Source organism: Ruegeria sp. BHSB172 (assembly GCF_059613165.1).
Window position 1 is genome coordinate 1 of sequence record NZ_JBXWRZ010000037.1, and the last position, 21,319, is coordinate 21,319.

The window sequence follows — 21,319 nt, forward strand, 5'->3', positions numbered from 1 at the left end:
GTGCCGCGCCCTGGCCAAGTCCCAGAACCTGTGGAACCCGGAAACTCGGTAACAGGCCCTGATCGAGGCCGGAGTCGGCGCTCTGGCCGGTCTGTCGGACGATACGGTCGGCAACGCCGAAGGCGCTTTGGCCGGTGCGGCCGTGAGATCGGCGGCGGGGGCCGTCGCTGGCGCGGCCGAAATTCGCAATACCCGGCGCGACATCTTGATCGAGTGTCTGCGCCAGCGCGGACACTCCGTGGCCGGCTGACAAACGCAGGCAACCGATTAGAAGGTCTTTGAAATCCCTGCCCGCGCGTAACCAGAAACGGACACTCCAGCCCCTGAGCGCGCGGGCTCTTCCACAGGCTGCGACCGCTGTGCGCTCGTGGACTCGCAGGCCGCCAGTACAGCAAGCGACAAGATCAGGCCGATCAGTTTCATATCTATGCCTTTTCCTCGGGTCACATGCGACATGGTGGCTGGCGCGCCGCTTTCAAGCAGATTGCGGGATCAAATCCCGAAAAACACGCTGATCGGCCCCTTGTGCAAGCCAACCCCGCCACCGACATAAGCGCCGCTGCTCGACACGCCCACATTGGCGTTCAAGGTCGGCTGAACGGGCTCTCCGTCGGCGCCGCAGGCTGCCAAAGCCAAGGCGGCCGCGATCAGGGCAATCACGCGCAAGGTTGTCATTTCAGCAACTCCTTCCAACGGGCGATCTGAGCCCGGACCTGGTCCGGGGCCGTACCACCATAGGACTGGCGCGAGTTTACCGAATTCTCAACGCCAAGGACAGAATAGACATCCTGCGTGATGCCCGCGTGGACCGATTGCATGTCCTCGAGAGTCAGATCGGGCAGATCGCAGCCCTTCTTCTCGGCCATGGCGACCAGCGATCCGGTGACGTGGTGCGCATCACGGAAGGGCAGGCCCAGCACACGCACCAGCCAGTCGGCCAGATCGGTCGCAGTGGAAAAGCCCGAACCGGCGGCAGCGGCCAGGCTGTCGCGGTTGGCGGTCATGTCCTTGACCATGCCTTCCATCGCGGCCAGCGCCAGCATCCAGTTGTCGGCGGCGTCAAAGACCTGTTCCTTGTCTTCCTGCATGTCCTTGGAATAGGCCAGCGGCAGGCCCTTCATCACCATCATCAGCGCCGTGTTGGCACCAAAGATCCGGCCTACCTTGGCGCGGATCAACTCGGCGGCGTCGGGGTTCTTTTTCTGCGGCATGATCGACGAGCCGGTCGAGAACCGGTCGGACAGGGTGACAAAGCGGAACTGGGCCGAGGACCAGATCACCAGTTCCTCGGCAAAGCGCGACAGATGCACCGCGCAGATCGAGGCCACCGACAAAAATTCCAGCGCGAAATCGCGATCGCTGACCGCATCCAGCGAGTTGGCGGCGGGCCGGTCAAAGCCCAGCGCCTGCGCCGTCATGTGCCGGTCGATCGGGAAAGACGTGCCGGCCAGCGCCGCAGCACCCAGCGGGCATTCGTTCATCCGGGCGCGCGCATCCCGCACGCGGCTGAGGTCGCGGCCAAACATTTCGACATAGGCCATCATGTGATGGCCCCAGGTCACGGGCTGCGCGGTCTGCAGGTGGGTGAATCCGGGCATGACCCACTCGGCCCCGGCCTCGGCCTGCGCCAAAAGCGCGCGGATCAGGGCCAGCAGGCCGGATTCGGCGGCGTCCAGCTGATCGCGGACCCACAATTTGAAATCGGTCGCCACCTGGTCATTGCGGCTGCGGCCCGTGTGCAGGCGGCCTGCGGGCTCGCCGATGATCTCTTTCAGCCGTGCCTCGACATTCATGTGGATGTCTTCCAGCGCGGTCGAGAACTGGAACTCACCGCGTTCGATCTCTGACAAAACGGTGAGCAGCCCTTCCCGAATGGCCTCGGCATCACTATCACTTATGACGCCCGTGGCGGCCAGCATGGCGGCATGGGCACGCGAGCCCGCGATGTCCTGGGCCGCCATCCGTCGGTCGAACCCGATCGAGGCATTGATCGCCTCCATGATCGCGTCTGGTCCGGCGGCAAAGCGGCCGCCCCACATCTGGTTCGAGGATTGTTCGGTCATGCTGGAAAACCCGGAGTTGATATGCGCCTGTTTCGTCTGATCCCCCTTTATATGGCCCTTGCGCTGGGTGCAAATGCCGCTTTGGCCGCCGACACGCAGGCCTTGGCCGACCTGCGCGAGGGCAGTCTGAAACGCCTGATCCTGCATTCCGAGCCGAAACCGGTCTCGGACGCGGAGTTTCTGCTGGAAGATGACGGCGGCACGGCCACACTGGCGGACTATCGCGGCAAATACGTTCTGCTGAACTTTTGGGCCACTTGGTGCGCACCCTGCCGCAAGGAGATGCCCCAGATCGCCGAGTTGCAGGAGGAATTCGGCGGAGACCAGTTCGAGGTTCTGACACTGGCCACCGGCCGCAACTCGCCCGCGGGGATCAAGAAGTTCTTTGACGAAAACGGCATCACCAACCTGCCCCGCCACCAGGACCCGAAACAGGCCGTCGCGCGTGAGATGGGCATCGTCGGCCTGCCGATCACCGTGATCATCGACCCCGAAGGCCGGGAAATCGCGCGGCTGATCGGCGATGCCGAATGGAACTCGGACAGCGCCAAGGCGATCATCGCGGCCCTGCTGCACCCCGAAAGCTGACCGCCTGACGGGCCTTTTGTGCTAGACTGGAACCGGCCTGAACAGGGCCGGTTTTTCATTGGCAACAGACAGGAGGCTGAGATGAAACCGGTGGTTTTGCTGATCGGCCGGCTGCCCAACGTGATCGGCGATGTGGCGCGGCAACTGGACCACCTTCCGATCCGGTGGCTGGGCGCGCATGATCCCGACGAGGTGCGGCGGCAACTGGACGCCGAACCGCGCATCGCCTGCGCGATCATGGGCGCGGGCCTCGATGACAAGGTGCGCGGCGAACTGGTGGGTATCATCGCGGCGCGGCGGCCGGATATCTGCATTCACCTCAAGGATCGCGCCTCAGGGCCCGAGGGGCTGGTGCCCTTCGTCGAGCGCGTTGTCCGACACGAACTGCTGGAGCCGCACGACGGCACCTGACGCAACGCCACCTTTGACAGGACCTGACCCCGCTTGCACTCTGCCTGCGGGAGGACATCATGCCGCTGGAAATCCTGCTGGTTCTGGTGGTCGGTGGCATTGCCGGCATCACCGCACTGCTGCATCTGACAGGCAAATCGCGCCTACGCGTGCTGAGCGCAGATACCGCGCGCGCCGAATGGGTGCGCCATTTTCCCGACGACACCATCATCGACGTCACCCTGACCCATGACGGCCACGCGGCGCTGGTGCGCACCGAGACCGGGCCGGGCCTGTTGTGGTCCTTTGGCGCCGACACGGTGGCCCGCCACCTGCGCGATTTCGACTGGATCGACCACCCCGAGGGCATCGAGGTCCAGTTCCACGACTTCGCCACCCCCGGCGTCACCGTCCGCCTTGACGAAACCGAGCGCCGCCACTGGCGTCACCTGCTGGAGCCCGCATGACCGACCAGATCAGTTTTCCCGATGTCGTCCAATGGGCAGTCCCGTTCTTCATCGCCGCCATCCTGGCCGAATTTCTATGGATCGCCATGAAGGGCCGTGGCGGCCGGTATGAAACCCGCGACGCCGTGACCTCACTGATTATGGGGGCAGGCAACATCGCGTCCGGGTTCCTGCTAGGCTTCATCGCCTACGGGTTTTTTATGTGGCTGTGGACGATCACGCCGCTGGATCTGGGCACATCGATCCCGGTGATCATCCTGTGCTTTGTGCTGGATGACCTGCGCTATTACTGGGTGCACCGGTTCGGGCATCGTATCCGCTGGGTCTGGGCCAGCCATGTGAACCACCACAGCTCGCAACACTACAACCTGACAACCGCCCTACGGCAGACCTGGACCTATACCTTCACATTCATGATGGTCGTGCGTGCGCCGCTGATCCTGCTGGGGTTCCACCCGGCGATGGTGCTGTTCTGCGGCGGTCTGAACCTGATCTACCAGTTCTGGATCCACACCGAGGCGATCGGCAAGATGCCCCGCTGGTTCGAGGCGGTGATGAACACCCCCAGCCATCATCGCGCCCATCACGGCCGCAACGCGCGCTATCTGGATTGCAACTATGCCGGGGTGTTCATCATCTGGGACAAGCTGTTCGGCACCTTCGTCCCCGAGCAGGAGCACGACCGGGTCGATTATGGCTTGGTGCATAATATCGGCACCTTCAACCCGCTGCGCGTGGCCTTTCACGAATGGGTGGCCATTTGGCGTGACGCGACCCAACCGGGCCTGACCCTGAAACAGCGGCTGGCCTATTGTTTTGCCCCGCCGGGCTACAGCCATGACGGCAGCCGCGACAGCTCCGAGCAGATCAAGGCCAAGCACCTGGCCCGCCACCCCGAAGATCGCGGAACACCCGGTTTCGAACAATTCGATAAAAATCTGCCCAACCAACAAGCGGAACGGGCCTGATCACGCGGTGGTGATAGCAGGCCGGCCTTGAAACTCCGCCCCCCGGAACCACGTCTCCTTGGGTAAATTTGCCCAACCCGGAGGTCCCGATGACACGATTCACAGTTTGTTCGACCATCGTCGGTCTGTTGGGTCTGGCCACCGCAATGCTCAGCGCACTGGCCGCGCAACCGCTGTCGGGGCTTCTCGTTCTGGGTCTGGCCGGTATGGGGTTCGGGATGCTGGGCGCTGTCATCGGCGCCGTCGTGGCAATGCAGCCCATCACCTCGTCCACCCGCTGAAGCGGCCCGCCCTTAACCGCAAATTCACCTGTTGCACGCGAAACTGAGAGGGAACCGATTTCGGTGTCTCAGAAGGATTCGGCGCGATGGGGAAAAAGGATTTGTCAGATCTGCCGGAAGGCGCGGACAGCCCGCTGAATTCGGCCGTCTCTGCGCGCGACAGATCGGCCGTGCAAATGGCGGCCGAGGCGGTCAGGCACAGGCAATGCCACCTGGCCTATCAACCGGTGATGCAAGCCCGGCCGCCCCACGGGGTCGCCTTCTACGAAGGGTTCATCCGCGTTCTGGATGAAACCAGCCGGGTGATTCCCGCGCGGGAATTCATGCCGCAGGTCGAAAACACCCCGATCGGGCGCGATCTGGATTGCGTGGCGCTGGAAAAAGGCTTGCGGGCAATGGCCCGCAACCCCGAAATCCGACTGGCCATCAACATGTCCGCACGCTCGATCGGCTATGCGCGCTGGTCGCGCGTGTTGGAGCGGTTTTTGAAACGCGACCCCACCATCGGCGAACGGTTGATCCTGGAAATCTCCGAGGATTCCGCCATGCAGGTGCCGGAACTGGTGATCGACTTCATGGACCGACTGCAGGACAAGGGGGTCGCCTTCACCCTGGATGATTTCGGGGCCAGCAACTTCAGCTTCCGCCACTTCCGTGAGTTCTTTTTCGACGCCGCCAAGATTGACGGACAATTCGTGCGCGGCATCAGCACCAACCCCGACAATCAGGCGCTGGTCCGCGCCCTGATCGCCGTGGCCCGCGAATTCGAAATCCTGGTGATCGCCGAATCGGTCGAGACCCGGGAGGACGCCGAGTTCCTGATGGCCAGCGGCGTGGATTGCCTTCAGGGATTTCTGTTCGGCGCCCCGTCGGTCAAACCACCGTGGGAACAGAAAAGCGCCGAGAAAACCGCAAGTTGAGCGCCTCATGACCGCGCCACCCCGTCCCCCGGTCGCCGTCTGAGACAAGCTGTCCGTTGCTGCACATGCAGCGTTGCGCTATTGCAGAGGGGCTGGAGCGGGGGATCACGAGGCGCTCTTGCATCGTCAGAGAGGCTCTCTGCGACCTGCGCCGTCAGATTTCCCATTAGGACCATGACGGTAAAGGAATGACTCAATGACAAACGTTGTAATCGCATCCGCCGCGCGTACGGGCGTCGGCAGTTTTGGCGGTTCGTTCGCGAACACCCCCGCACATGATCTGGGCGCGGCCGTTCTGGAAGCCGTCGTCGAACGCGCCGGGATCGATAAGGCTGAGGTGAGCGAGACCATCATGGGCCAGGTCCTGACCGCGGCACAGGGCCAGAACCCCGCCCGTCAGGCCCACATCAACGCCGGCTTGCCCACGGAAAGCGCGGCTTGGGGCATCAACCAGGTCTGCGGCTCGGGGCTGCGCGCCGTCGCACTGGGCGCTCAGCACATCCAGCTGGGCGATGCCGAGATCGTCTGCGCCGGCGGACAGGAAAACATGACCCTGTCGCCCCATGCGGCATCGCTGCGCGCAGGCCACAAGATGGGCGACATGACCTATATCGACACGATGATCCGCGACGGTCTGTGGGATGCGTTCAACGGCTACCACATGGGTCAGACCGCCGAGAACGTGGCCGAGAAGTGGCAGATCAGCCGCGACATGCAGGACGAATTCGCCGTGGCCAGCCAGAACAAGGCCGAGGCCGCGCAGAAGGCCGGCAAGTTCAAGGACGAGATCGTGCCCTTCACCATCAAGACGCGCAAGGGCGACATCGTGATGGACAGCGACGAATACATCCGCCACGGCGCCACCATCGAAGCCATGCAGAAGCTGCGCCCGGCCTTCACCAAGGACGGAACCGTGACGGCGGCAAACGCGTCCGGCCTCAATGATGGCGCGGCGGCGACCCTGCTGATGTCCGCCGACAACGCGGAAAAGCGCGGGATCGAGCCGCTGGCCCGCATCGCGTCCTACGCAACCGCCGGGCTGGACCCGTCGATCATGGGCGTCGGGCCGATCTATGCCTCGCGCAAAGCGTTGGAAAAGGCCGGCTGGTCGGTTGACGACCTAGATCTGGTCGAGGCCAACGAGGCCTTTGCCGCACAGGCCTGCGCCGTGAACAAGGACATGGGCTGGGATCCCTCGATCGTAAACGTCAACGGCGGCGCCATCGCCATCGGCCACCCGATCGGTGCGTCGGGCTGCCGGGTTCTGAACACCCTGCTGTTCGAAATGAAGCGCCGGAACGCCAAAAAGGGCCTGGCAACCTTGTGCATCGGCGGCGGCATGGGCGTTGCCATGTGCGTGGAGCGTCTCTGAGGCCGAAGCCGGGTAGCCGGCCCCGCCGTACCGCCTTTGGGGTGGCCCTTGCGATCCATCGCGCAAGGGCCACAAGGATGACGCAACCCGGCAACTCTTCTGCGGCGCGGCAATTTTCCGAAGAAAGATTATTGCGTAGCTGTAGCGGTTTTTGTAGCAACATTATCAAGCCATATTTTCAATGGAGGAGTCCTAAATGGCACGAACAGCTCTCGTAACTGGCGGCACCCGCGGCATCGGCGCGGCGATTTCCAAGGCGCTGAAGGCCGAAGGATACAATGTCGCCGCCTCGTATGCGGGGAATGACGAGGCCGCGGCCAAGTTCACCGAAGAAACCGGCATCCCCACCTACAAATGGAACGTCGCGGACTATGACGAGTCCAAGGCCGGGATCGCAAAGGTCGAAGCGGATCTGGGGCCGATCGACATCGTGGTCGCCAATGCCGGCATCACCCGCGACGCGCCGTTCCACAAGATGACCCCCGAACAGTGGCACCAGGTGATCGACACCAACCTGACGGGCGTGTTCAACACCGTCCACCCCGTCTGGCCAGGAATGCGTGAGCGCAAGTTCGGCCGGGTGATCGTAATCAGTTCGATCAACGGTCAGAAGGGCCAGTTTGCCCAAGTGAACTATGCCGCCACCAAGGCGGGCGATCTGGGCATCGTCAAGTCGCTGGCCCAAGAGGGCGCAAGGGCGGGCATCACGGCCAACGCGATCTGCCCCGGCTACATCGCGACCGAGATGGTCATGGCCGTTCCGGAAAAGGTACGCGAGGCCATCATCGGCCAGATCCCAGCCGGTCGCCTGGGCGAACCGGAAGAAATCGCCCGCTGCGTGGTGTTCCTTGCTTCCGACGATTCGCAATTCATCAACGGTTCGACCATCTCGGCCAACGGGGCGCAGTTCTTCGTCTGATCGCGCTTGAAAAACGAAATCGGGCCGACCCCTTGGGCCGGCCCTTCTTATATCCCGTAAGAACGCGCGCGCTGCGCTCAGCGGGAACCCGTGACCCATTTCCAGAAACTCCGGACCAGCGCGCCACGCTCTTGATGAGCGCGCAGAATCGCCTTTTGCGCGGCGGGGTTTGTCGTCATCTCGATCATGGCGGTCCCTTTCTGATTAAATTGAACTTGACTTGCACTAAATATGACTTTTGCTCTTAAAGGGCGCAAACGAGAGTTTTTCCCATGTCGCATAAGAATTTCTGAATCGAAGTGAGTGATCGCCTTCCCCCGCTGACCGCCCTGCGCGCCTTTGACGCCGCTGCCCGACACATGTCCTTTGCCAAGGCCGCGGACGAGTTGAACGTCACGCCGGCAGCCTTGTCGTTTCAGATCAAGTCGCTGGAGGAACACCTAGGCCAGCCGCTGTTCCGCCGCCTGAACCGCGCGGTCGAACTGACCGAGGCCGGGCGGACTCTCGCCCCCGGCGCGGCCGAGGGCTTTGCCCGGCTGCAAGCCGCCTGGGCCGCAACGCGCCGGCTGCAGGACAACACGTCACTGACGATCACGGCGGGTCCGGCCCTGACGGCCAAGTGGCTGGCGCCGCGCCTTTATGAATTCGCCCGTGCACATCCCGAGATCGACCTGCGGTTCTCGGCCACCTTGCGCAACCTGGATTTCGACCGCGACGACGTGGATGTGGCGATCCGGTTCGGCTATGGGCAGGATGACGGACTGTATTCGGTTCCGGTGCGGCCCGAGTGGTTGACCCCGGTCATGACACCCGAACTGGCCGAGCGGTATCCGACGCCGCAAAGCTTGACCGAGGCGCCCCTGATCCATGACGACTCGATCGGTTTCCTGAATCCGCCCTGTGACTGGCCCGCGTGGTTCCGTGCGGTCGGGGTGGACTTCACGCCGACCCATGGCACGCATTTTTCAAACGCCGACCATGCCATCGACGCGGCGGTGGCGGGGATGGGCGTTGCGCTTGGGCGGCGGCCCATGATCATCAAGGACGTGATCGAGGGCCGACTGGTCACCCCGTTCAGGATCGCTATCGAAACCAAGGCCCGGTTCCGGTTCCTGTGCCGCAAGGGCGAAGAGACCCGCCCTCAGATCGCAGCCTTTCGCGATTGGTTCCTTGCGGAAATCGAAAAAACTGCGCACATATCCGACGGTTTCACAATCATCCCGGTCGAGGACATTTCCCCCGCATGACCAAGACCCGTGCCACCGCCGTCGGTTTTGTCGCCGTATTGTTGTGGGCCTTGCTGGCCCTGTTCACCGTTGGCTCGGCCCCGACTCCGCCGCTGTTGCTGAACGCGATCTGTTTCAGCATCGGCGGCACGCTGGGGCTGATCTGGGCATGGCGCAGCGGCGGGTTGACCCAGTTGCGTCAGATCAGCTGGAAGGTGTTCACCTTCGGCACCTTGGGGTTGTTCGGGTATCACGCGCTGTATTTCTCGGCCTTGCGCATGGCGCCTGCGGCTGAGGCAGGTTTGATCGCCTATCTCTGGCCGCTGCTGATTGTGCTGTTTTCGGGACTGCTGCCCGGAGAAACCCTGCGCGTGGGGCATCTGCTGGGGGCCTGTCTGGGCTTTTCCGGCGCCGCGCTCATCATCACCGGCGGCGGCAGCACCGGATTTCGGGCGGAATACCTGTCCGGCTATGCTCTGGCGCTGCTGTGCGCGCTGACATGGTCGGGGTATTCCGTGCTCTCGCGGCGGTTGGGCCAGACACCCACCAGCTCGGTCGCGGTATTCTGCGTGTTGACCGCGCTTGCCTCGTGGGCGCTGCATTTCGTCCTCGAGCACACAGTTTGGCCGCAAGGCACATTGGGCTGGGCCTCGACCGTCGCGCTGGGGCTGGGGCCGGTGGGGCTGGCCTTCTATGTCTGGGATATCGGAGTCAAGCAGGGAGACATCCAAATGCTCGGCACCAGTTCTTACGCGGCGCCACTGCTGTCGACCCTAGTGCTGGTTGTGGCCGGGATCGCCGCGCCCTCGTGGACGCTGGCGATCGCGGCCGTTTTGATAACCGGCGGCGCCGCGATTGCGGCGCGGGCCAGCCTCAGGCGCTGACGGAGAGACGCTCGATCTCTTCCTTCAGCTTCAGCTTCTGTTTCTTCAGTTGGGCAATGTGGAGATCGTCAATCCCGGGCGCGCGCTGGGCTTCTTCGACCTGGAGACTGAGGCTTGCGTGCTTCTTCTTCAGTTCACTCAGATGTGCGCTAACGCTCATGGCGATCCTCCTTCTCTGTTGATCTAACTGACATGGGAAGTTGACCACATCATTTCCACCCTGTCACGCCGCAGGCGCACAGAATCTGTCACAAATCCGACAATTTCGGCTGGTCTTTGCCTAAAGCTGCCCGGGCCAGCGCAGCGGCCGCCCGTGTCGCAGGACATCGGACACCGCGGGCGCATAGCTGTCCTCGTCGCGCTCATGGCGGTCGCCTTGATGCAGAATCAGCGGCGCATGCAGGCGAAACGCAGCCCGCCCGCCTTTGCGCGCGCGCAAGATCACCAATTCGGCGGCCCGTCCTGGGCGCGGCGCCAGGGGTAGGATTTCGAGCGACCCCAGCCGATCCGTGCAGGCGGCCATAAGGTCCGGCAGGCGGTCGGCGCGTTGTATCATGTGCAGATAGCCGCGCGGCGCCAGACGACGGGCCGCGGCCTCGACCCATGCGACCAGCGGGGTTTGTTCACCCAGCGCGATGCGCCGACCGGCATCCGCGGCGGCGCTGTGCGCACCGGCACGGTAATAGGGCGGGTTCGCGATGACGTGATCGAACTGAAGCTGGCGCAGCTCGGACGGCAACTGGGCCAGATCAGCGGCGTAGGCCGACAGGGCAATGCCGTTTTCGCGTGCGTTCCGCCGGGCCAGATCCGCATAGGCCGGCTGCAATTCCACACCAGTCAGGCGTAGATCAGGAACCCGGGCACCGAGGCAAAGAACCGCAGCTCCGGCCCCGCACCCCAGTTCCAGCACGGACTGGCCGGGGCTGGCCGGAACCGCCGCGGCAAGCAGAACCGGATCGACCCCGGCCCGATATCCGTCGCGCGGCTGCAAAAGGCGCAGGCGCCCGCCCAGAAAATCGTTGCAGGTCAGATCGGTATCGGCAAACGCGGTCATCGCCCCAAGGGAATGTCGTTGTCGCGCATTACGCGCTGCGCGCGCGAGAGATCTTCGGTCCGGACCATCAGCCTGCGGGGGAAGATGCCGATGCCGCCTTCGAGCACGCTCATATTTACGTCCATCTCAAAGCAGTCTATATCCTCGCCCTCAAGGAGAGCGGACGCAAAGGCCATGACGGTCGGATCGGTGCTGCGCAGAAGTTCTTTCATGGGGATGGATGTAAGGGCAAGGCGGGGCGAAAGTCGAGCCTTGTGACAGGAGTGTGATGGACATCGGCACGATCTCGAAACCGCATGAGCGACTGGCCGAGCTGCTGGCCGGCGAAATGGACGCGGTGAACACGTTGATCCGCACCCGCATGGCCTCGGAGCACGCGCCCCGCATCCCCGAGGTGACCGCGCATCTGGTTGAAGCGGGCGGCAAGCGCCTGCGCCCGATGCTGACCCTGGCTGCCGCGCGGCTGTTCGGCTATGACGGCGATCATCACATCCGCCTGGCCGCCACGGTCGAATTCATCCACACCGCCACGCTTTTGCATGACGACGTCGTGGACGAGAGCGCCCAGCGGCGCGGCCGGCCCACCGCCAACCTGCTGTGGGACAACAAATCCAGCGTGCTGGTCGGCGACTACCTGTTTTCGCGCAGCTTCCAGTTGATGGTGGAAACCGGGTCTTTGCGGGTTCTGGACATTCTGGCCAATGCCTCGGCCACCATTGCCGAAGGCGAGGTGCTGCAGATGACCGCTGCCACCGACCTGCGCACCGACGAGAGCGTGTATCTGCAGGTCGTGCGCGGCAAGACCGCGGCGCTGTTTTCCGCGGCGACCGAGGTGGGCGGCGTGATCGCCGGCGCCTCCGAGGAGCAGGTCCGGGCGCTGTTCGCCTATGGCGACGCGCTGGGCATCGCCTTCCAGATCGCCGACGACCTGCTGGACTATCAGGGCGACAGCGAGGCCACCGGCAAGAACGTGGGCGACGATTTCCGCGAGCGCAAACTGACCCTGCCCGTCATCAAGGCGGTTGCGCAGGCCACCCCTGAGGAACGCGCCTTTTGGGAGCGCACCATCGAAAAAGGCCGCCAGCAGGATGGCGACCTGCAACACGCGCTGGGCCTGATGCGCAAATACCGCACGCTGGACGCTACCCGCGCCGATGCGCTGGGCTGGGCCGCCAAGGCCAAGGCGGCGCTGGCGGTTCTGCCCGACCATGAAATCCGCGACCTGTTGCGGGATATGGCCGACTATGTCGTGGCGCGCCTCAACTGAGCGTCACCGCCCGGCACCACCAATCCGCCTGCGCAACGCCGATCTCGTAAGCTGCGAAATGCGCGGCCTTCATCGTTGGGTACAGCGCGAAACAGGTCGACCCCGACCCGGACATCCGCGCTAGCAGCGCATCCCGCGTACCTGACAACGCATCCAGTACATCCGCGATTTCCGGAGCAAGACCAATCGCTGCGGGCTGCAGGTCGTTGCGCTGCCCGCGCAGCCAGTCGGCGCAGTGTTCCGGCCCGTCAAACGCCGGCAGGTCGGCCGGCATGGCAGGATTGTCGTGCGCGGCCAAGGCCTTGAACACCGGCCCAGTGGGCACCGGCACACCGGAATTGACCAACAAGGCGGGAAGCGGCGGCAAAGCGACCGGGCTGATCCGGTCCCCGATGCCCTGCATCCGCGCCGCGCGGCCCAAGGTGCAGACCGGAACATCGGCGCCCAGGGCCAGCGCAATGTCCAGCGGGATCTCGGCGCCTTCGGGTGACAGAACCCGCAAGGTGGCCGCCGCATCCGACGACCCGCCGCCAATTCCGCCCCCGTGCGGCAGCACCTTGTCCAGATGAACCCGCCCCCGCCAGCCCATCGCCTGTGCCGCCTTCCAGACCAGGTTTCTTGCGTCTGTCGGCACGCCTTCGGCATGTTCACCAGACACCGAGATTGAAAGATCAGGGCCTGGCTCCAGGGTCAGCTTGTCGCCCAGATCGGCGAAAGCCGTCAGCGAATCCAGCAGGTGATAGCCATCGGCGCGTCGGCCGGTCACATGCAGGGTCAGGTTGATCTTGGCGGGTGCGAAACCCTCAATTGCCATTGGCGACCTTCAGCGGTTCGGCCCCCTCTTCGGCCAGCACAGCGTCGAGGCCGATCTCGAGCTTGCGGCGGATGCGGTCCGGGTCCGCCTCGCCATCGGTGTCTTCGGGGTCGATGAAGGACAGGGCGCGCTTCCATTGGGTCTCGGCCTCACGCAGGCGTCCGACGGCCCAGTAGACATCGCCCAGATGGTCGTTCACTACCGGGTCCACCGGCATCAGCTCGACCGCGCGTTCCATGTGTCCGACCGCCTCGTCATAGCGGCCCAGCCGGAACAGCACCCAGCCCAGACTGTCGACGATATAACCGCTGTCGGGTTGGGCCGCCACGGCGCGTTGGATCATCTCAAGCGCCTCGTCCAGCTTTTCCCGCCGCTCGACCAGCGAATAGCCGAGGTAGTTCAGAACCTGCGGCTGATCCGGGTTCAGTTCAAGCGCCTTGCGGAAATCGGCCTCGGCCTTGTCCCAGTTCTTCAGTCGCTCGTGGCTGATGCCGCGCGCATAGTACAGAAACCAGTTGCCGTCGGAGTTCGCCTCGGTCAGTTCGATTGCGCGGTCATAGGCGGTGACGGCCGCGGCATAGTTCTCCTGCCGCCGCTGAAGGTCGGCCAGCGCGACGTGAACACCGGGCAGGTCGGGCTGCCGCGCGGCCAGGTTTTCCAGCACTTCGGCGGCGGCGTCGGTCTTACCCATCCGGGCAAGGACATCCGCCCGGCCCAGTTCGGCAACATGGAAATCACTGCTGGACGGCGGCACCATCCGATAGGCGGCAACCGCCAGATCATGCTGCTCCAACTCCTCCAGCAGCTCGGCGCTGAGGAGAATGGCGTCGATGTGATCGGGCCGCAGATAGGTCGCCACGCGGGAATACAAAAGGACATAATCATGCGCCGCCTCGGTGTTCAGCGCCGCGCCGACGGTAAAAAAGACCTCGGCCACGCCGTCCTGCGCCGACCGGACATGCGTGAAAGGCAGGGTTTCCTCGGCCTGCAACCGGGCTGTATAGGCCTCGATGGTCGGATCGCTGCCCGAAGCAAAGACCGTTTCAAGGAATTGCAGCGCGTCGGCGTTGCGGTCCAGTTGCGACAGAATCTCGACTCGCGCCAGTGCCGCCCGGCGCGAGAACCGCGCGACGCGCCCCTCATCGGCGCCGAAAATCGCTTCGGCGCCTTCGAAATCACCCACCGAGGCAAGCGCCAGCGCCTTGTGATACAACGCAAATTCTCGCAGCCCGTCCTGCGCGGCGACGGTATCGAACTGCTCCATGGCCTTGGTCATCTCGCCCTGGCCGATATGCGCCCAGGCCAGCATCAGCCCGTCAACCAGCGGGCCCACGCCTTGGCTCTCGGGGTCGCGGGCCATAAGTTCGGCGAATTGCCCGCGTTGCACCAGATCGGCGGCGATGACCATGCGCGCAGCCTGATTGACGAAACCGTCGGCCTCCATCTCTTGCGCCAGGGACAGGGCCCGTTCGATTTCGCCCAGGGCCACGCGGGCCAACAGGACGCTTTCCATCAACCGCTGATTCTGGGGATCGAATGCCAGCGCCCTGGTGTAGTATCTTTCGGCGGCGGCATAATCGCTTTCATAAATCGCCTGCCGGCCGGCCAGATAAGCCCCTGCACCGGTGTCCGCCACCGCCGAAACACTCAGAGACATTCCGAGAACCGCGGCCCATGCCGCACGATGCACCAGAGAAACCACCAAGAACCTGCCTTGTCTGCCTGTACCTGCAGCACAAGCTAGGGCCTTGGCCGACCAGAGGCAATGGCCCAGCGGTCACGGCTGTGCCATTGCCCCGTTTCCTGCCTACATGTTGGGATAGTTCGGACCGTCCCCACCCTGTGGCGTGGTCCAGTTGATGTTCTGGCTGGGATCCTTGATGTCGCAGGTCTTGCAGTGCACGCAGTTCTGGAAGTTGATCACGAAACGCGGCTGACCCTCGTCGCGCACGATCTCGTAGACGCCCGCCGGGCAGTACCGCTGAGCGGGTTCGTCATATTTCGGCAGGTTCACTTTCACCGGGATCTGGGGGTCGGCCAGCTTGAGGTGGCAGGGCTGGCTTTCCTCGTGGTTGGTGAAGGAAAACGCCACATTGGTCAGCCGGTCGAAGGACAGGGTGCCGTCGGGTTTCGGATAGTCGATGGGCTGATGCTTGCTGGCTTCTTCGGTGGCTTCGGCATCGGTCTTGCCGTGACCTAGCGTGCCGAACAGCGAAAAGCCCAGTGTGTTGGTCCACATGTCCAGACCACCCAGAGCCAGCGAGGCGGTCAGGCCCCATTTCGACCACATCGGCTTGACGTTGCGGACCTTTTTCAGATCGGCGCCGATGGCACCGTTGCGCACTTCGGTCTCGTAATCGGTCAACTCGTCGCCGCCGCGGCCGGCCTTGATGGCCTCGAACGCGGCCTCGGCGGCTGCCTTGCCCGACAGCATCGCGTTGTGGTTGCCCTTGATCCGCGGCACGTTGACCATGCCCGCCGAACAGCCCAGCAGAGCTACGCCCGGCGCCACCAGCTTCGGCATCGACTGGTACCCGCCCTCGGTGATCGCGCGGGCGCCATAGGCCACGCGCTTGCCGCCTTTCAGCAGGTCGGCCACCATCGGGTGATGCTTGAACCGCTGGAATTCCATGTAGGGAAACAGGTGCGGGTTCTTGTAGTTCAGGTGCACCACGAAGCCCACATAGACCTGGTTGTTTTCCAGGTGATAGATGAACGACCCGCCCCCGGCATTGCCGCCCAGCGGCCAGCCCATCGTGTGGGTGACGCTGCCTTCCTTGTGCTTGGCGGGGTCGATCTCCCAGATCTCTTTCATGCCGATGCCGTATTTCTGCGGCTCTTTCCCGGCCTGCAGGTCATATTTGGCGATCACTTCCTTGGACAGCGACCCACGCACCCCTTCCGAAAGGAAGACGTATTTTCCGTGCAGTTCCATCCCCGGTTCGGTGTTGGGGCCATAAGATCCGTCAGGCTCCAGCCCGAACACGCCGGCCACGACACCCTTGACCTCGCCATTGTCGCCATAGACCAGTTCTGAACAGGCCATGCCGGGGAAGATCTCGACGCCCAGCGCCTCGGCCTGTTCGGCCATCCAGCGGCAGACATTGCCCATCGAGACGATGTAGTTGCCGTGATTGTTCATCAGCGGCGGCATCGGCCAGTTCGGGATGCGCAGCTGGCCGGCCTCGCCCAACATATAGAAATTGTCTTCGCGCACAGGCACGTTCAGCGGCGCACCCTTTTCCTTCCAGTCGGGGATCAGCGCATCCAGGCCGCACGGGTCCAGCACCGCGCCCGACAGGATATGCGCGCCCACTTCCGAGCCCTTTTCCAGCACGACCACGTTTAGGTCGGCGTCCAGCTGTTTCAGACGAATGGCCGCAGACAGGCCCGCGGGGCCTGCGCCCACGATCACCACGTCGTATTCCATCGCTTCGCGTTCAATTTCGGCCATCGTGGGCTCCTCCGCTAACTATCCGAATTGGCGCCTGGGGCGCGGGCTCGGCGAAATTTTGTTTCCCGGCTGATTACCTGCTGGAAAAGACCTTGGTCAATCAAAACACGGCGTAACATTGCTGCAATGCGGCAGATCAGCCCTCGGGCGCGTCACCCATCAGGTACCTGGGACCGCTACCATAGGTTTTTGCCCGGTCGTCGGGGTTGTAGAGCGCGCACTTCGGCAGGCTCAGGCAGCCGCAGCCGATGCAGCCGTCCAGATTGTCACGCAGACGCAGCAGAGTGTCGATTCGCTGATCCAGATGCGCGCGCAGGCCAAGGCTGATCTTTTTCCAATCCGCCGGTGTGGGCGTGCGGTTGTCGGGCAGCCCGGCCAGAACCTCGCGGATTTCAGGCAGGGTCAGGCCGAACTGCTGGGCGATCATAACGAAACTCAGCCGACGGATGTCGGCGCGCTGGTACCGCCGCTGACCGCCCGGATTGCGCCAGGGGGAAATCAGCCCCTGCGCCTCGTAATAGCGGATGGCGGATACCGCCAACCCCGTGCGGCGCGCCAGCGCGCCGATGGAAAGGCCCTCGGATGCGGGCATGATCTCCTCCCGAAAAAATCTCTTGAGCTAAAGTTAGGTTTAGGAATTACGGTGAGTCGAAACAAGCCTGAACATGAAAAGGAGACCCCATGATGGCGACGCTGGAACACACGAACTTCACCGTCCGCAACCCGCAGGCGACCGCCGCCTGGATGCAGGACGTATTCGGATGGAAGACCCGCTGGGAGGGCCCGGCGATCGCGGGCGGCTATACCGTGCATGTGGGCAGCGCGCATACCTATCTGGCGCTTTACGCCCCGGCCGACCCGAAACCGTCGGGCGAAAGCAGCTATGACACCATCGGCGGGCTGAACCATGTGGGCGTGCTGGTCGAGGACATCGACGCAACCGAAGCCAAGGTCCGCGCCGCGGGCTTCGAGCCGCACAACCACGCCGACTACGAACCCGGTCGCCGGTTCTATTTCGACGACGACAACGGCATTGAATTCGAGGTCGTTCAATATGATTGAGATGCTCTGGTTCGGCGCCGAGGCGCATCGTTGGAAACGCGGTGATCTGCTGGGGCATCGGCACAATCGGAAACCCCCACCACCCCGACGGCGTTAAGTTGCGGATTGCAGGGGCCAAACCCCTTGGCCTCTTGCATTTCACGCCATATTTGGGTCAGGTAATTGCCAACCCATCTTTCGCCCCGACGCTGGTCTCATGCGGCGGGGCGACTCAATTTGTGCGTGGAAAAAAGAAGATATGGAAAAGATCCCCATGACGCCCGCGGGCTTTGCCGCGCTCGAGGCAGAGCTCAAGCAACTCAAGTCCGTTGAACGCCCCGCGATCATCGAGGCCATCGCCTCGGCGCGCGAACTGGGCGACCTGAAGGAAAACGCAGAATACCACTCGGCCCGCGAAAAACAGGGCTTCATCGAAGGCCGCATCAAGGAACTGGAAGGCGTTCTGTCGCTGGCGGACGTGATCGATCCGACCAAACTGTCGGGCGCGATCAAGTTCGGTGCCAAGGTCACGCTGGTGGACGAGGACACCGACGAGGAAAAGACCTGGCAGATCGTGGGAGAGCACGAGGCCAATATCGAAAAGGGCCTGCTGAACATCAAATCGCCCATCGCCCGTGCCCTGATCGGCAAGGAAGAAGGCGACAGCGTCGAAGTGCGCACCCCCGGCGGCGTGCGCTCGTACGAAGTGCTGAGCATCCACTACGCCTGATCGGAGCGCGCCATGTCGGGCCAAGACCCTGATCCGGACAGCAAACGGCCCACCTGGCTGGGCATCTATGACCGTCCGGGCCGCCCCAGCGTCACCGGGATCGAGATTGCGGCCGCGGCCCTCAGCCTGATCTGGCTGGTGGTGGCCGTGGTCTTTCTGGTGCTGCCCGAGCAGACGCAGGCCGGCAGTTTCATCCTGATGCTGCTGGCGGTGTTCATGCCGGTGGCGATGATCTGGGTAGGGGCGCTGGCCATGCGCGCGAGCCGCATCATGCGCGAAGAAAGCGCCCGGCTGCAGACCGCGATCGACGCGATCCGCCAGGCGTACGTATCGCAGCAACAGCGGTCGGCCAGCACCTACGAACCCGCGGTGGCCCGGAAACTGGATGAAATCGCTGCGGCTGCCCGGCACACCCAAAGCACGCTGGCCACGTTCTCCAGCAAGCGGCGGGATCTTGCGCCGCAGGCAAGACCTGCTGCGCCCTCGGGCCAGACCTCGTTGGAACTGGGCACCCCGGCCGAAGAGTTAGCGACTCCTCTGCCCACCGACATTTTCATCCGGGCGCTGAACTTTCCCGAAACCGCCGAGGACACCGAAGGCTTCAACGCCCTGCGCCGCGCCATGAAAGACCGCAAAACCGCGCAACTGGTGCAGGCCGCCGAGGACGTGCTGACCCTGCTCAGCCAGGAAGGCATCTACATGGACGACCTGCACCCCGACATGGCCCGCCCCGAGGTCTGGCGGCAGTTCGCCAAGGGCGAACGAGGACGTTCGGTCGCTGCGTTGGGCGGTATCCGCGACCGGTCGTGCCTGGCGCTGACCTCGGCGCGGATGAAGCAGGACCCGATCTTTCGCGATGCGGTGCATCACTTCCTGCGCCGCTTCGACACCATGATCGTCGAGTTCGAACCTCAGGCCAGCGACGCCGACCTGACCGCTTTGGGCGACACGCGCACGGCGCGCGCCTTCATGCTGCTGGGCCGGGTGGCCGGGACCTTCGACTAGCCACCGTCCGGTACCACCCACCGCATTTTCGTGGCCGAACTGAAGCCGAACCGGTGTTTGAACGGGCCGGTACGGTCCTGCCCGATCGCCTAAAACCCTTCGCGCTCGTATAGGATACGCGCGCGCGGGTTGGTGTCGATCACGTCCAGTTGCACCTCGTGCATGCCCAGCCCCTGTGCCTCGTCCTTGATCGCCCGCAGTAATAGGGTCCCGACACCCTGCCCGCGCGCCTCGGTCGCTACGCGTATGCCATCCAACTGGAACACGCCCGGCTTCAGGTCGCGCTCCAGAACGCTCAGGATCAGGCCGCGCCATAGGGCGCCGAACCAGCCATAGACCCGGGCCAGATCCGCCGGCCCGCCCCCAGCCCGCCCTGCGTCAGCCCGCCGTCGCGGGTCTTTTACCCCGCCAACCCCGGCATCCGACCATCCGCATCCCGCGCCACCAGAGCGAAATCGGGGTTCAGCGCCCGTTCGAAAAAAGGCCACGCCGCGCGCGTCCGGCCTCATGACGCGCGACAGTTTGCCCAAAAACGCCTGCCAGAACCGCTCAGCCGCCCGCGCGGGCGCATCGGGGGAAAACCCGCGAGAGACCGAAACCGTCACAGGCCGAAACTGCCATAGGGTATGAAGCGAACCGGGTCTCCGGGCTGGATGTCCAGCGGACCGTCCGGCAGTTCGACCACCCCTTCGGCCCAGCTGAGCCCGCTGATGCGACCCGACCCTTCCGAGTGGAACACCTCGACCCGACCGTCGCGGACCCGGGCGCGCAGGTATTCACGGCGGCCCGGTTTCTTGCGCTTGGCGAACGCGGCGGGCAAGTCAAAGCCCTGCGGCTGCTGCCAACCCTCGCCCGCCATCAGGCCCAGCGCGGGCCGGGCAAAGATCAGAGTGCAGATCATCGCCGCCACCGGATTGCCCGGCAGGCCGAACACCGGCGTGCCCTGCCACAGGCCCAGTGCCAGCGGGCGGCCCGGCTTCAGCGCGATGCGCCATTCCTGCAAGGCTCCCGTCGCTCGCAACAGGGCCGAGACATGATCCTCGTCCCCCGCCGAAGCGCCGCCGCTGGTCAGGATCGCGTCAGTCTGTTGCGCGGCCTGGTCCAGCCGGTCTCGCAGCACGGTCCGGTCGTCACCCACGCGGCCCACATCGACCGGCACAAAGCCCATCCGTTGCAGCATCGCCAACAGCATCGGGCGGTTCGCATCATAGATCTGACCCGGCCCCGCGGCCTGGCCCGGATCACGCAATTCATCGCCGGTGGACATAACCCCCACGCGCAAGGGGGTGCGGACCGGGACCTCGGCCACGCCCACCGCCGACAGCAGCGCCAGATCGGCGGGTGTCAGGCGTCGCCCGGCCGGCAGAGCCAAGGCGCCGGCCTGCACGTCTTCGCCGGCCTTGCGCGTGTTGGCGCCGGCCTTCAAAGGCCCGTTGAAGGCGATGCGGCCGTCCTGCACGGTCACGTCCTCTTCCAGAATGACGGTATCCACCCCCTCGGGCAGCGGCGCGCCGGTCAGAACGCGCAGCGCCTGACCAGCCGGCACAATCCCCGCGAAAGGCACACCCGCCGCCGCGCGCCCCTCGGTAAGCAACAAGGCATGCGGGCCCTCGGGGCGACCACCGGCAAAGCCGTACCCGTCCACCGCCGTGTTGGGCAGCGGCGGATTCGACCGTTGTGCGATCACGTCCTGCGCCAGAACGCGCCCGCAGGCTTGACCAACGGGCAGGGTCTCGACATTGGCAACCGGGTGCAACCGGTCGCGCAACAGGGCCAGCGCGTCATCGACCGGGGTCCATTCGACCCCCGGCGGCAGGGCGAAACAGTCGTTTTTCAGCGGTGGAGGCGCAATCTTCGGCATGGTCCGGTCCTCGGG

At 64.2% G+C, this 21,319-nt stretch carries 26 protein-coding genes; 14 read left to right on the forward strand and 12 right to left on the reverse strand.

Going from position 1 to position 21,319, the window contains the following annotated elements; translation table 11 throughout:
- From AC2FM3_RS14230 to argH, 3 genes are all read right to left on the reverse strand, one after another.
- Positions 1 to 235 (reverse strand): hypothetical protein (locus AC2FM3_RS14230; protein WP_496682968.1); only part of this gene is annotated, 235 nt, incomplete at its 3' end.
- Between the two features lie 257 nt (positions 236 to 492).
- Positions 493 to 675: a hypothetical protein gene (locus tag AC2FM3_RS14235; protein WP_496682971.1), complete on the reverse strand. Its 183-nt coding sequence runs from the start codon at positions 673 to 675 to the stop codon at positions 493 to 495.
- On the reverse strand, positions 672 to 2,063 hold the full coding sequence (gene argH / locus AC2FM3_RS14240; RefSeq protein WP_496682974.1) for an argininosuccinate lyase: 1,392 nt from the start codon (positions 2,061 to 2,063) through the stop codon (positions 672 to 674). The genes AC2FM3_RS14235 and argH overlap by 4 nt, the downstream gene beginning before the upstream one ends.
- A gap of 21 nt (positions 2,064 to 2,084) precedes the next feature.
- On the opposite strand from argH, the gene AC2FM3_RS14245 reads away from it, so the two are divergent.
- The 10 genes from AC2FM3_RS14245 to yddG all read left to right on the forward strand — a co-directional run bounded on the left by AC2FM3_RS14245 (position 2,085) and on the right by yddG (position 10,078).
- On the forward strand, positions 2,085 to 2,651 hold the full coding sequence (locus AC2FM3_RS14245) for a TlpA disulfide reductase family protein (protein WP_496682975.1): 567 nt from the start codon (positions 2,085 to 2,087) through the stop codon (positions 2,649 to 2,651).
- A gap of 81 nt (positions 2,652 to 2,732) precedes the next feature.
- Positions 2,733 to 3,062, forward strand: coding sequence for a hypothetical protein (locus AC2FM3_RS14250; RefSeq protein ID WP_496682976.1), 330 nt, complete (start codon positions 2,733 to 2,735; stop codon positions 3,060 to 3,062).
- A gap of 59 nt (positions 3,063 to 3,121) precedes the next feature.
- Positions 3,122 to 3,508 carry a hypothetical protein gene (locus AC2FM3_RS14255; RefSeq protein WP_496682978.1) on the forward strand — a complete coding sequence of 129 codons (387 nt, stop codon included), beginning with the start codon at positions 3,122 to 3,124 and terminating at the stop codon, positions 3,506 to 3,508.
- Positions 3,505 to 4,476 carry a sterol desaturase family protein gene (locus AC2FM3_RS14260; protein WP_496682980.1) on the forward strand — a complete coding sequence of 324 codons (972 nt, stop codon included), beginning with the start codon at positions 3,505 to 3,507 and terminating at the stop codon, positions 4,474 to 4,476. The genes AC2FM3_RS14255 and AC2FM3_RS14260 overlap by 4 nt, the downstream gene beginning before the upstream one ends.
- 89 nt (positions 4,477 to 4,565) lie before the next feature.
- Positions 4,566 to 4,757: a hypothetical protein gene (locus tag AC2FM3_RS14265; RefSeq protein ID WP_496682982.1), complete on the forward strand. Its 192-nt coding sequence runs from the start codon at positions 4,566 to 4,568 to the stop codon at positions 4,755 to 4,757.
- An 86-nt stretch (positions 4,758 to 4,843) separates the two neighbouring features.
- On the forward strand, positions 4,844 to 5,677 hold the full coding sequence (locus AC2FM3_RS14270) for an EAL domain-containing protein (protein WP_496682985.1): 834 nt from the start codon (positions 4,844 to 4,846) through the stop codon (positions 5,675 to 5,677).
- Between the two features lie 196 nt (positions 5,678 to 5,873).
- Positions 5,874 to 7,049: an acetyl-CoA C-acetyltransferase gene (locus AC2FM3_RS14275; RefSeq protein ID WP_496682987.1), complete on the forward strand. Its 1,176-nt coding sequence runs from the start codon at positions 5,874 to 5,876 to the stop codon at positions 7,047 to 7,049.
- Positions 7,050 to 7,245: 196 nt separating this feature from the next.
- Positions 7,246 to 7,968, forward strand: a complete 723-nt coding sequence (gene phbB, locus AC2FM3_RS14280) for an acetoacetyl-CoA reductase (protein ID WP_496682989.1) — start codon at positions 7,246 to 7,248, stop codon at positions 7,966 to 7,968.
- A gap of 299 nt (positions 7,969 to 8,267) precedes the next feature.
- Positions 8,268 to 9,215, forward strand: a complete 948-nt coding sequence (locus AC2FM3_RS14285) for a transcriptional regulator GcvA (RefSeq protein ID WP_496682990.1) — start codon at positions 8,268 to 8,270, stop codon at positions 9,213 to 9,215.
- Positions 9,212 to 10,078, forward strand: a complete 867-nt coding sequence (gene yddG, locus AC2FM3_RS14290) for an aromatic amino acid exporter YddG (protein ID WP_496682992.1) — start codon at positions 9,212 to 9,214, stop codon at positions 10,076 to 10,078. Before AC2FM3_RS14285 ends, yddG begins: the two co-directional genes overlap by 4 nt.
- Here yddG and AC2FM3_RS14295 read toward each other — a convergent pair.
- The 3 genes from AC2FM3_RS14295 to AC2FM3_RS14305 all read right to left on the reverse strand — a co-directional run bounded on the left by AC2FM3_RS14295 (position 10,068) and on the right by AC2FM3_RS14305 (position 11,344).
- Positions 10,068 to 10,238: a YdcH family protein gene (locus tag AC2FM3_RS14295; RefSeq protein ID WP_496682994.1), complete on the reverse strand. Its 171-nt coding sequence runs from the start codon at positions 10,236 to 10,238 to the stop codon at positions 10,068 to 10,070. The genes yddG and AC2FM3_RS14295 overlap by 11 nt on opposite strands.
- Before the next feature lie 120 nt (positions 10,239 to 10,358).
- Complete coding sequence (locus AC2FM3_RS14300) at positions 10,359 to 11,132, reverse strand: tRNA1(Val) (adenine(37)-N6)-methyltransferase (protein ID WP_496682997.1); 774 nt, start codon at positions 11,130 to 11,132, stop codon at positions 10,359 to 10,361.
- Positions 11,129 to 11,344, reverse strand: coding sequence for a putative signal transducing protein (locus AC2FM3_RS14305; RefSeq protein WP_496683000.1), 216 nt, complete (start codon positions 11,342 to 11,344; stop codon positions 11,129 to 11,131). The genes AC2FM3_RS14300 and AC2FM3_RS14305 overlap by 4 nt, the downstream gene beginning before the upstream one ends.
- 56 nt (positions 11,345 to 11,400) lie before the next feature.
- Between AC2FM3_RS14305 and AC2FM3_RS14310 the strand changes: the two genes are divergently transcribed.
- Positions 11,401 to 12,399 (forward strand): polyprenyl synthetase family protein, encoded by a 999-nt coding sequence (locus AC2FM3_RS14310; protein ID WP_496683003.1) that lies wholly within the window; start codon positions 11,401 to 11,403, stop codon positions 12,397 to 12,399.
- Here the strand turns inward: AC2FM3_RS14310 and AC2FM3_RS14315 are convergent.
- The 4 genes from AC2FM3_RS14315 to soxR form a co-directional block, all read right to left on the reverse strand.
- Positions 12,392 to 13,213: a 4-(cytidine 5'-diphospho)-2-C-methyl-D-erythritol kinase gene (locus AC2FM3_RS14315; protein WP_496683005.1), complete on the reverse strand. Its 822-nt coding sequence runs from the start codon at positions 13,211 to 13,213 to the stop codon at positions 12,392 to 12,394. The two genes, AC2FM3_RS14310 and AC2FM3_RS14315, sit on opposite strands and share 8 nt — an antisense overlap.
- Entirely contained in the window at positions 13,203 to 14,870 is a 1,668-nt protein-coding gene (locus AC2FM3_RS14320) for a tetratricopeptide repeat protein (RefSeq protein ID WP_496683007.1), read from the reverse strand. The genes AC2FM3_RS14315 and AC2FM3_RS14320 overlap by 11 nt, the downstream gene beginning before the upstream one ends.
- Positions 14,871 to 15,020: 150 nt before the next feature.
- Positions 15,021 to 16,667, reverse strand: a complete 1,647-nt coding sequence (locus AC2FM3_RS14325) for an electron transfer flavoprotein-ubiquinone oxidoreductase (protein ID WP_496683009.1) — start codon at positions 16,665 to 16,667, stop codon at positions 15,021 to 15,023.
- A gap of 136 nt (positions 16,668 to 16,803) precedes the next feature.
- Positions 16,804 to 17,259, reverse strand: coding sequence for a redox-sensitive transcriptional activator SoxR (soxR, locus tag AC2FM3_RS14330; RefSeq protein ID WP_496683011.1), 456 nt, complete (start codon positions 17,257 to 17,259; stop codon positions 16,804 to 16,806).
- 89 nt (positions 17,260 to 17,348) lie between these two features.
- On the opposite strand from soxR, the gene AC2FM3_RS14335 reads away from it, so the two are divergent.
- From AC2FM3_RS14335 to AC2FM3_RS14345, 3 genes are all read left to right on the forward strand, one after another.
- Complete coding sequence (locus AC2FM3_RS14335; protein WP_496683014.1) at positions 17,349 to 17,729, forward strand: VOC family protein; 381 nt, start codon at positions 17,349 to 17,351, stop codon at positions 17,727 to 17,729.
- Between the two features lie 238 nt (positions 17,730 to 17,967).
- On the forward strand, positions 17,968 to 18,438 hold the full coding sequence (greA, locus tag AC2FM3_RS14340) for a transcription elongation factor GreA (protein WP_496683017.1): 471 nt from the start codon (positions 17,968 to 17,970) through the stop codon (positions 18,436 to 18,438).
- A 12-nt stretch (positions 18,439 to 18,450) separates the two neighbouring features.
- Positions 18,451 to 19,443 (forward strand): hypothetical protein, encoded by a 993-nt coding sequence (locus AC2FM3_RS14345; protein WP_496683019.1) that lies wholly within the window; start codon positions 18,451 to 18,453, stop codon positions 19,441 to 19,443.
- An 89-nt stretch (positions 19,444 to 19,532) separates the two neighbouring features.
- Here AC2FM3_RS14345 and AC2FM3_RS14350 read toward each other — a convergent pair whose 3' ends face one another.
- Both AC2FM3_RS14350 and AC2FM3_RS14355 read right to left on the reverse strand, forming a co-directional pair.
- Positions 19,533 to 20,048, reverse strand: coding sequence for a GNAT family N-acetyltransferase (locus tag AC2FM3_RS14350; RefSeq protein ID WP_496683022.1), 516 nt, complete (start codon positions 20,046 to 20,048; stop codon positions 19,533 to 19,535).
- Positions 20,045 to 21,304 (reverse strand): molybdopterin-binding protein, encoded by a 1,260-nt coding sequence (locus AC2FM3_RS14355; protein ID WP_496683024.1) that lies wholly within the window; start codon positions 21,302 to 21,304, stop codon positions 20,045 to 20,047. Before AC2FM3_RS14355 ends, AC2FM3_RS14350 begins: the two co-directional genes overlap by 4 nt.
- Between the last annotated feature and the right edge of the window lie 15 nt (positions 21,305 to 21,319).

Bases quoted from the DNA above. Each gene is read 5' to 3' on its own strand.
- AC2FM3_RS14270 (WP_496682985.1), top strand. From the start codon at position 4,844: ATGGGGAAAAAGGATTTGTCAGATCTGCCGGAAGGCGCGGACAGCCCG.
- AC2FM3_RS14255 (WP_496682978.1), top strand. From the start codon at position 3,122: ATGCCGCTGGAAATCCTGCTGGTTCTGGTGGTCGGTGGCATTGCCGGC.
- phbB (WP_496682989.1), top strand. From the start codon at position 7,246: ATGGCACGAACAGCTCTCGTAACTGGCGGCACCCGCGGCATCGGCGCG.
- AC2FM3_RS14345 (WP_496683019.1), top strand. From the start codon at position 18,451: ATGTCGGGCCAAGACCCTGATCCGGACAGCAAACGGCCCACCTGGCTG.
- AC2FM3_RS14245 (WP_496682975.1), top strand. From the start codon at position 2,085: ATGCGCCTGTTTCGTCTGATCCCCCTTTATATGGCCCTTGCGCTGGGT.
- AC2FM3_RS14325 (WP_496683009.1), bottom strand. From the start codon at position 16,667: ATGGCCGAAATTGAACGCGAAGCGATGGAATACGACGTGGTGATCGTG.
- AC2FM3_RS14250 (WP_496682976.1), top strand. From the start codon at position 2,733: ATGAAACCGGTGGTTTTGCTGATCGGCCGGCTGCCCAACGTGATCGGC.
- AC2FM3_RS14275 (WP_496682987.1), top strand. From the start codon at position 5,874: ATGACAAACGTTGTAATCGCATCCGCCGCGCGTACGGGCGTCGGCAGT.
- AC2FM3_RS14355 (WP_496683024.1), bottom strand. From the start codon at position 21,304: ATGCCGAAGATTGCGCCTCCACCGCTGAAAAACGACTGTTTCGCCCTG.
- argH (WP_496682974.1), bottom strand. From the start codon at position 2,063: ATGACCGAACAATCCTCGAACCAGATGTGGGGCGGCCGCTTTGCCGCC.
- yddG (WP_496682992.1), top strand. From the start codon at position 9,212: ATGACCAAGACCCGTGCCACCGCCGTCGGTTTTGTCGCCGTATTGTTG.
- greA (WP_496683017.1), top strand. From the start codon at position 17,968: ATGGAAAAGATCCCCATGACGCCCGCGGGCTTTGCCGCGCTCGAGGCA.
- AC2FM3_RS14335 (WP_496683014.1), top strand. From the start codon at position 17,349: ATGATGGCGACGCTGGAACACACGAACTTCACCGTCCGCAACCCGCAG.
- soxR (WP_496683011.1), bottom strand. From the start codon at position 17,259: ATGCCCGCATCCGAGGGCCTTTCCATCGGCGCGCTGGCGCGCCGCACG.
- AC2FM3_RS14310 (WP_496683003.1), top strand. From the start codon at position 11,401: ATGGACATCGGCACGATCTCGAAACCGCATGAGCGACTGGCCGAGCTG.
- AC2FM3_RS14235 (WP_496682971.1), bottom strand. From the start codon at position 675: ATGACAACCTTGCGCGTGATTGCCCTGATCGCGGCCGCCTTGGCTTTG.
- AC2FM3_RS14305 (WP_496683000.1), bottom strand. From the start codon at position 11,344: ATGAAAGAACTTCTGCGCAGCACCGATCCGACCGTCATGGCCTTTGCG.
- AC2FM3_RS14320 (WP_496683007.1), bottom strand. From the start codon at position 14,870: ATGTCTCTGAGTGTTTCGGCGGTGGCGGACACCGGTGCAGGGGCTTAT.
- AC2FM3_RS14260 (WP_496682980.1), top strand. From the start codon at position 3,505: ATGACCGACCAGATCAGTTTTCCCGATGTCGTCCAATGGGCAGTCCCG.
- AC2FM3_RS14265 (WP_496682982.1), top strand. From the start codon at position 4,566: ATGACACGATTCACAGTTTGTTCGACCATCGTCGGTCTGTTGGGTCTG.
- AC2FM3_RS14315 (WP_496683005.1), bottom strand. From the start codon at position 13,213: ATGGCAATTGAGGGTTTCGCACCCGCCAAGATCAACCTGACCCTGCAT.
- AC2FM3_RS14295 (WP_496682994.1), bottom strand. From the start codon at position 10,238: ATGAGCGTTAGCGCACATCTGAGTGAACTGAAGAAGAAGCACGCAAGC.
- AC2FM3_RS14300 (WP_496682997.1), bottom strand. From the start codon at position 11,132: ATGACCGCGTTTGCCGATACCGATCTGACCTGCAACGATTTTCTGGGC.